The organism is Lamprobacter sp. (assembly GCF_034860625.1).
Taxonomy (GTDB): Bacteria; Pseudomonadota; Gammaproteobacteria; order Chromatiales; family Chromatiaceae; genus Lamprobacter.
In genome coordinates, this window is the sequence record NZ_JAYESN010000181.1 from 1 (window position 1) to 6,795 (window position 6,795).

Annotated in this window: 14 protein-coding genes and 2 pseudogenes; 15 read left to right on the top strand and 1 reads right to left on the bottom strand. The window is 60.9% G+C overall.

All coding sequences use genetic code 11. The features are described 5' to 3' along the window. Positions 1-289: 289 nt before the first annotated feature. The 5 genes and pseudogenes from VBE63_RS31575 to VBE63_RS23245 form a co-directional block, all read left to right on the top strand. A pseudogene (locus VBE63_RS31575) lies at positions 290-466 on the top strand (hypothetical protein); the annotation flags it as partial. A gap of 77 nt (positions 467-543) precedes the next feature. Beyond that, positions 544-900 carry a SapC family protein gene (locus VBE63_RS23230; RefSeq protein ID WP_323685405.1) on the top strand — a complete coding sequence of 119 codons (357 nt, stop codon included), beginning with the start codon at positions 544-546 and terminating at the stop codon, positions 898-900. A 32-nt stretch (positions 901-932) separates the two neighbouring features. Continuing rightward, complete coding sequence (locus VBE63_RS23235) at positions 933-1,358, top strand: hypothetical protein (protein WP_323685392.1); 426 nt, start codon at positions 933-935, stop codon at positions 1,356-1,358. Next, positions 1,355-1,669, top strand: a complete 315-nt coding sequence (locus VBE63_RS23240; protein ID WP_323685393.1) for a hypothetical protein — start codon at positions 1,355-1,357, stop codon at positions 1,667-1,669. Before VBE63_RS23235 ends, VBE63_RS23240 begins: the two co-directional genes overlap by 4 nt. 168 nt (positions 1,670-1,837) lie before the next feature. Further along, on the top strand, positions 1,838-2,341 hold the full coding sequence (locus VBE63_RS23245) for an adenylyl-sulfate kinase (RefSeq protein WP_323685394.1): 504 nt from the start codon (positions 1,838-1,840) through the stop codon (positions 2,339-2,341). A 276-nt stretch (positions 2,342-2,617) separates the two neighbouring features. On the opposite strand, the gene VBE63_RS23250 is transcribed toward VBE63_RS23245, so the two are convergent. Next, positions 2,618-2,803 (bottom strand): hypothetical protein, encoded by a 186-nt coding sequence (locus VBE63_RS23250; RefSeq protein ID WP_323685395.1) that lies wholly within the window; start codon positions 2,801-2,803, stop codon positions 2,618-2,620. Positions 2,804-2,865: 62 nt separating this feature from the next. On the opposite strand from VBE63_RS23250, the gene VBE63_RS23255 reads away from it, so the two are divergent. The 10 genes and pseudogenes from VBE63_RS23255 (at position 2,866) to VBE63_RS23300 (ending at position 6,553) form a co-directional block, all read left to right on the top strand. Then, positions 2,866-3,465 (top strand): hypothetical protein, encoded by a 600-nt coding sequence (locus VBE63_RS23255; RefSeq protein ID WP_323685396.1) that lies wholly within the window; start codon positions 2,866-2,868, stop codon positions 3,463-3,465. A 9-nt stretch (positions 3,466-3,474) separates the two neighbouring features. Beyond that, the gene (locus VBE63_RS23260) at positions 3,475-3,771 is read left to right on the top strand and encodes a type II toxin-antitoxin system HicA family toxin (RefSeq protein ID WP_323685397.1); all 297 of its coding nucleotides are present in this window, start codon (positions 3,475-3,477) and stop codon (positions 3,769-3,771) included. Positions 3,772-3,782: 11 nt separating this feature from the next. Then, a complete protein-coding gene (locus VBE63_RS23265) occupies positions 3,783-3,962 on the top strand; it encodes a hypothetical protein (protein ID WP_323685398.1) in 180 nt (59 codons plus the stop codon). Between the two features lie 132 nt (positions 3,963-4,094). Further along, positions 4,095-4,391 (top strand): putative toxin-antitoxin system toxin component, PIN family, encoded by a 297-nt coding sequence (locus VBE63_RS23270; protein WP_323685399.1) that lies wholly within the window; start codon positions 4,095-4,097, stop codon positions 4,389-4,391. Next, the gene (locus VBE63_RS23275; protein ID WP_323685400.1) at positions 4,357-4,785 is read left to right on the top strand and encodes a hypothetical protein; all 429 of its coding nucleotides are present in this window, start codon (positions 4,357-4,359) and stop codon (positions 4,783-4,785) included. Before VBE63_RS23270 ends, VBE63_RS23275 begins: the two co-directional genes overlap by 35 nt. Positions 4,786-4,962: 177 nt before the next feature. Further along, positions 4,963-5,226 carry a hypothetical protein gene (locus VBE63_RS23280; protein ID WP_323685401.1) on the top strand — a complete coding sequence of 88 codons (264 nt, stop codon included), beginning with the start codon at positions 4,963-4,965 and terminating at the stop codon, positions 5,224-5,226. Positions 5,227-5,268: 42 nt separating this feature from the next. Continuing rightward, positions 5,269-5,552, top strand: a pseudogene (locus VBE63_RS23285) (sugar phosphate nucleotidyltransferase); the annotation flags it as partial. Positions 5,553-5,689: 137 nt separating this feature from the next. Further along, positions 5,690-5,911, top strand: a complete 222-nt coding sequence (locus VBE63_RS23290) for a hypothetical protein (protein WP_323685402.1) — start codon at positions 5,690-5,692, stop codon at positions 5,909-5,911. Between the two features lie 91 nt (positions 5,912-6,002). After that, positions 6,003-6,221: an antitoxin gene (locus VBE63_RS23295; RefSeq protein ID WP_416274647.1), complete on the top strand. Its 219-nt coding sequence runs from the start codon at positions 6,003-6,005 to the stop codon at positions 6,219-6,221. Beyond that, complete coding sequence (locus VBE63_RS23300) at positions 6,221-6,553, top strand: type II toxin-antitoxin system PemK/MazF family toxin (protein WP_323685404.1); 333 nt, start codon at positions 6,221-6,223, stop codon at positions 6,551-6,553. The genes VBE63_RS23295 and VBE63_RS23300 overlap by 1 nt, the downstream gene beginning before the upstream one ends. Positions 6,554-6,795: the final 242 nt, after the last annotated feature.

Genomic DNA, 6,795 nt, shown 5'->3' on the forward strand with positions numbered 1-6,795 from the left:
CTGGGCGACAGCCCCGAGGCGATCATCCTGTGCGATGCGCTGGATGATTTCATCGCCGCTGGGATCGAGGACGGGGACGTGGAGCAGGCGTATCTGGAGCTGGTTGAGTGCTTGCAACGCAGTGGCACAGAGGTTCAGCACTGAGCGGCGGGTTGGTCTCTGCCCGCAAGGCCCAAGGTCTCAACACCCAGCTATGCGGAATGTCCTTTGGCCCGCAACCACCTGACCATCCGGCGAACCGCATCGTCCCAGTAGACTGGACTCAATCAAATACCCCCGGAGTCCCGCCATGCCGACTTACCAAGCTATCACCCACGCCGACTTTGCCCGCCGGCGCTGGAAGCCTTTCGACCACGACCGCTTCGCCGCCGCCGGGGTGCTCTGCATCGACGAGGCCGCCTTCAGCACCGAGGACGACGCCGAGCCACTGTTCGACGATCAGGGCGGCGACGCCCCCGCACTCGCTCGCGCCCGTTCCTTCGCCAACCAATATGGCGCCGATCTGCAAATCACCCGCCGCGCCACCCGCCGCCTGCACGACGCCTGCACGACGCCGGCCTCATCGTCCCCTGGCCGCTCAAGATGCAGCGCGCCGACGGCCAACCCACCGCCGTCGAGGGACTCTGGCACATCGACGAAGCCGCGCTCAAGCGCCTCCCCGCCGCCACCCTCGCCGAACTCTGCGCCAGCGGCGCCTTGGGCCTAGCCTACGCCCAACTCCTCTCCCACGCCCGCCTGGACAATCTGCAAAAAACCGCCGCCATCCATGCCACGGCAGATGAGAAAAAGCAGCAGCTCGATGAGCAGATGCAAGACTTCTTTGGTGGCGAGGGTGGTGGGTTGCAGTCTATGGGTTTGCGCCCAGCATTGCCACCGATCCAGTTCGGCTCAATCATCTGAGTTATTGGGGAACGCTGATCACGCTGATCGGGTTGCTGCTGACGATTGGTGAGATTCTGCACAGCCTGAAGATCACCCGATCGGTGCAAGAACAGGCGCTTGCTTTGCTGCGGAGCGTACAGGCTGTTGAAAATGCCTCAACGATCAGCGATTGTTTAGCCAGCGTGGACTTGCTGACCCAGGATTTGATGCAGGAAAAGTACCCGGCTTGCGTGGTGCACTTTCAATATTTGCGTCGTCTGCTCGTCAAAAACATGCCTGGCTTGGATGAAGCACCCGACTCGGAAAACCGGCTGGCCTTCAACCTGCTCGGCGACATCGAGTTTGAGCTGTTAAAGGCCAACCAAATACGCGGTTCCGCCTACCTTTCAAAGCCACAAAAAACAGCGTTGCTGAAAAAACTGCTCCAGCTCAAACAGCAGTTAGAAGCCAACAATCCCGCCAAGAGGGCAGAATGATGTTGCCTGAGAAAATTCGTCGCTTCATAAAGTCGTTGTGTGCGGATACCGAAAGCGGCTTATTGCGCTGGCACTATGATGATGACGCCTCACGTGTCGAACTGGATGCCGAGAGCTTCCACATCGCCCTTCTCTATCGTTTTGATCCGGTCGAGGAGGTGGGTGTATTTCGGATGACGTACTCGAATAAAGCCGATGACCGTGACTATTTTTTTAGCACCAATCAGAATTATCCTGATTTTGAATTGGTGAGTGCGCTCTACGATAGTGCTCAGTCTTCGGATATGGAATTGCCGGTTCAGCCCTTTTAAGGTGACGAAATTCACCTGACTGCAAGCCCCTGATTCTTCGTCAAGGTGCTTGCGACGGATCGCGTGGTTCGGTGACCGGCAGATTCACATGGAATCGTAAGTCGCTGATTTTAAATGTTGCTTTTATGCACCTTAAAAGGGCTGAATTGCCGGTTCTAGGCGGACTCTATGCTCAGCATGGTTGAAGGGACACCAGGTGATCAGCTAGGCAGAAGCAGCGCCCGACATCGGCCTGGCGTCATCTGGGTTACTGGCTACTCCGCCTCCGGCAAGACCACCGTTGCGCGCAAGCTCGAGTTCAAACTGCGCCAAGCCGGCCTGCGCAGTGTCTATCTCGACGGTGACGACCTGCGCGCCATCTTCGGCAACCACTGGGGCTATGCGCGCGAAGAGCGCATCGAGCTGACACGCATCTACTTTCGCCTGTGCAACCATCTGGCGGCGCAAGGCCTGACGGTCATCATCGCCGCTGTCGCTCGCCGCGCAGCTTCCGCCTGCCTCGCGTCTGCTGGAGGTTGGCTGCGGCAACGGACGGGATGCGACGCACCGGCGACACCACGGCCGCTGCTCGGCATCGATGATGCCATGTTGGTCGAAGAAACATCCGGCACGGGTGAGCCACCCTTTGACGAGGCCGGCGCACTAGGGCCGATGCTGCTTGCTGACAGATGATGGCGGGGCTGATATTGAGCGGCACATGGCTGTTGGGCCATGTGCCATGTAATGTAGCGGGACGCAAGGCACCGAGCGTGCCTTGAGTATCAGTTCGGTCGAGCACCTAAAGTCAGTCATGCACCAACATTTGAAGGGCGCACCCCCACGCCCCGGCACCAAAGCGCAAACCCTTGAGCGCCTGACCGGCTGTTCAGACAGCTTCCAGGTACCGCCGCTGCTCGCCTTCAGCGCCGCGCGCTGGGCGGCTGAGCCCGAGGCGATCCTCTCCACCATTCACGCGCGCTTCGGCACGCAGCCACTCGCCGTGCGCAGTTCCGCGCGCGCTGAGGACAGCGCCGCCGCCTCCCAAGCCGGCGCCTTCGCCTCGCGCCTGGGCGTGCGCGCCGACGTGCCGATGTCCTGCGCGAAGCCATCGCCGCCGTGCTCGACTCCTATCAGCGCCAACCCGGCGGCGCCCAACCGCTCGATATCGAGTTCGCCCTGGATCGCAACGGCCCCGCCTGGAGATCACCTCGCACCTGATGCAACAGGTCGATCAAGCCCGGCTCGACCAGGCCCAAGCGCGCGCCCTGCGCCTGAGCTATCTCATCCGCGGGGTGGGCGATCTCTATGTGGTGCCGATTCATCGCGCCGAGCCGAGCTTCATCACCCGCGCGCGGGTGGAGGCACCACGCGTTCGCCTGCACGCCACCTCCCTTGGCGGCGAGGCGCTCAGCGGGTGGAGGGGGTGGGGTAGAATGCCCGCCAATCATCTGGCCAACGTGACCGTTTCAGGAGGAGCCATGGAGGATAAATCACTGCGCTTGCGCTGCCTGATTGAACAAGAAGGCGCGCTGTATCTGGCGTATTGCATCGACCTGGGGCTGGGTGTGCAGGCCGACTCGGCTAGGGAAGCGCGTGAGCGTTTGCATGCCGCTATCGACGACTACTTAAGCCGCGTCACTGCCATCGATCGCGCGGGCGATCGGCAGGGCGCACAGCGGCTGCTGCGGCGCGCGGCGCCTTGGGATTTGCGGCTGCGCTACTGGCTGGCGTGGCTCGGCTCGCACCTGCGCCGGCTTGGTGCGGCGCCCGCGCGACAGTGGGCGGAAGACTACCGCGACCCGCTCGGCTGTGTGTGAGCGCGGCACATGGGCGTCAGGGAACGACCGGTCGAGTGGCGCGAGCTGGAACAGCTGCTGATGCGCCTGGGGTTTGCACTGGAGCGCCAGCCCGGCACGGCCCATGCGCAATGGGAGCATCCGTGCTTTCGCGGCGAGCGCCGTCTGGTCACCGTTTCTCGCCACCACTCGCCTTTTGCACGAGGATTGCTCAGGCTCATGCGGTGCCAAATGGGGCTGACGAAGGCCGAGCTGTTTCGGGCTTTGCGCGATGACGCCTTTGCGGCGCGTCTGGCCGGTGATGGCAATGTGGAGAATCAGCAATGAGTCTTGCAGCGATGACAGCCTCGACTGGGGCGGTCATCTGGATCACCATGTTTGCACGTTATCTGCGCATCAATCCCCGCACACTTGAAAACTGGGAGCAAGGCCGAGCCAGGCCTAATGCCCAGGCAGCCTTGTTGATTCGGCTAGTCGAGAAATTCCCAGATACGGTAGAACGACTGGCAGCCGTATGAGGAATTCCGAAAGACGCCCAATGGGGCTAAAGTCTTGGCAAAGCGTTTGTGACGGGTGAGACGTTGACGGAACAATGGTAAGACGGTAGTGCTCCAAATCTGTTGGGTTGGCCAGCAAGTTGCTGATTTATAATGATTGAATATCATTTAATAACAGATCTGGAGCACTACCGTGCAACCATCAATTGGTGGTTGGAGCTGCTCGCGACCGATACGCGGATGATTGAAGCGAGGGACAAGATCGACTTCCCGCGCGACCGCAAGGATGCGCCTTTTCTGATGTGCGCAGCCTCTGGCAAAGCGGATTATTTGATCACGGGAGATGGCGATTTCAGCGAGGCGCAGGCGCTGATCGCGACACCCATTCTGAGCGTGCGCGCTTTCGCGGATGCGGTTGCTCCGCAAACGTTGGTCGTGCCAGAAGGCTAGCACAAGCGCGAACCTACCTAGAACCTACCTAGTCGCCCGGCTGAACCTGCCCAACCTGCCCAACCTGCCCAACATGCGCTGTGCGCCCGAGGAGAAAGTCGACGTCTACGCCCACGCGGTGCGTGGCGCCAACCTTGATGAGCATGAACGCCAACGCTACCAGCAACAGTATGCCGAGGAGATTGAGACCATGAGCGCGTTTGCCGATCAGTTTATTGACCAGGGCGTGCAGCAGGGCGAAGCGACCATCCTACTGACACTGCTCAACGAGAAATTCGGACCAGACATCGTTGATGCCTACCGCGAACGCATTACGGCCGCCGAGCCGGAGCAACTGCTGCAATGGTCCAAACGCATCCTGAGCGCTGAGACACCCGAGACCATTTTCCACTGAGGCATGGGTGAGGCGGGGACACGCATCAAACTGTTGGAGGCGATCGCGCTGTGCGATGCCTTGGACGACTTTATCGCTGCAGGGATCGAGGAAATCCAAGGACAGTATACCGAACAGCCTAATGAGCGCAGCCGAAGTCCCTCCCACCCCCAGCCGGGCACCGGCTAGACTCGCTCCATGAGCGCCGACACCCCACCCTCAGACACCGCCGCCAAGCACGACCACGATAGCCCCTGGAAAGAGGCCCTGGAGCACGACTTCCCCAAGTTCCTCGCGCTGTTGTTCCCGGCCATTCATGCCGAGATTGACTGGTCGCAAGGCGTACAGTTTCTCGACAAGGAATTCCAGCAGATCGTGCGCGAGGCCAAGACCACCCGGCGTTATGCGGATAAGCTCGTTGGCGTCACCCTGCTCATTGCCCGACGGCGTGCTGCCGCATAAGCTGTCACGATGGTTCGGCTGGTTATTGACACCAATGTGTTCGTTGCCGGGTTCACCGCCGACGGGCGCGTGCTGAGCCTGGAAGAAAAACCGGCCCAGCCCAAATCCCGCTATGCCGTCACCGGACTCTACTTCTACGACGACCAGGTGGTGGACTTGGCCAAACAGATCCGCCCCTCGGCGCGCGGCGAGCTGGAGATTACCGATCTCAACCGGCTGTATCTGCAAACAGCACCGGCTGCACGTCGAGCGCCTGGGTCGCGGCGATGCCTGGCTCGACACCGGCACCCGACAGCTTGCTGGCAGCCAGCCAGTTCATCCAGACCCATGGCCAAGAACGGCGATGGCCGTTATCTGCTCGACTTGCTGACCGATGCACCACCCATCACTCCGCATGCCACCGACCCCGTCTGACCCCAACACCCCCAAGCCGCCCTGTGCGTCTGGCGCACCGCGCTAGCCATTGACGCCGGCGACCTCCCGCGCGCGCCTGGCCATTCAACAGCCCCAACCCATCGGCAGTGAGCGGTTCTTGCACCAGATCGAACAGATGACCGGTCAGCGGCGCGAGGCGCGCCCACGTGGGCGGCGCTACGCGGATAAGCTGGTGCCGGTGTGCGCTCGCCACAGTTGCAAGATCGCGGTGCTCATCCATGTCGAGAAGACGCGAAGACGCTTGCGATAAAGAAGACGATAGCGTTATATTTAGATATAACACAACCCGTTGGAGGCGAATAATGCACACATCGAGTTTGCGGAAGGTCGGCGGTTCGGTCATGCTGGTCGTTCCCCCAGCTTTTCTTGATCAACTGCATCTGAGCGCTGGTGTGACGGTCGGCTTGGCGGTCGATCATGGCTGCCTAGTCGTCAATCCGAATCCACGACCGCACTACACGCTCGATGAATTGCTTGCTCAATGCGACGCCGGCGCGGAAATCTCGGCGGAAGATCGGGAATGGCTCGATGCGCCTGTGGTGGGCGGCGAGCTGTTGTGATGGAGCGCGGCGACATTTATCTCGTTTCACTTGATCCAGCATCGGGCCACGAGCAACAGGGTACCCGCCCGGTGCTGGTGGTCTCGCCGACCGCGTTCAATCGACTGACGCGAACTCCCATTGTGCTACCCATCACCAGTGGTGGGAATTTTGCGCGCACGGCGGGCTTTGCTGTTTCCCTGATGGGATCGGGTACGCAAACGACAGGTATCGTGCGCTGTGATCAACCCCGTACTTTGGATATTGGATCGCGCCACGGCCGCAAGCTTGAAAGCGTGCCGCAGTCGGTGCTTGACGAAGTGCTCGCCAAAGTTGCGCCGATCTTTGCGTAATTGGAAATCTCGCCGCCGCCGGCATCGACATCCACTTCGTGCAAGACAACCACGCCTTCTCCGCCGAGCGCGGCATCCTGGGAGATATCAGGGACGGACCACGTTAACGGTCGCTGTCACGAAACCGTTGACCTCATGACGCGCGAAGACCCTAGCGCCGGGGCTGATGGAGTCTGGCGGAGCCTGGCCGGCGCTTGTGCCTACTGAGACGCCATCGGCTAAACTCATCCGATCACCGACGC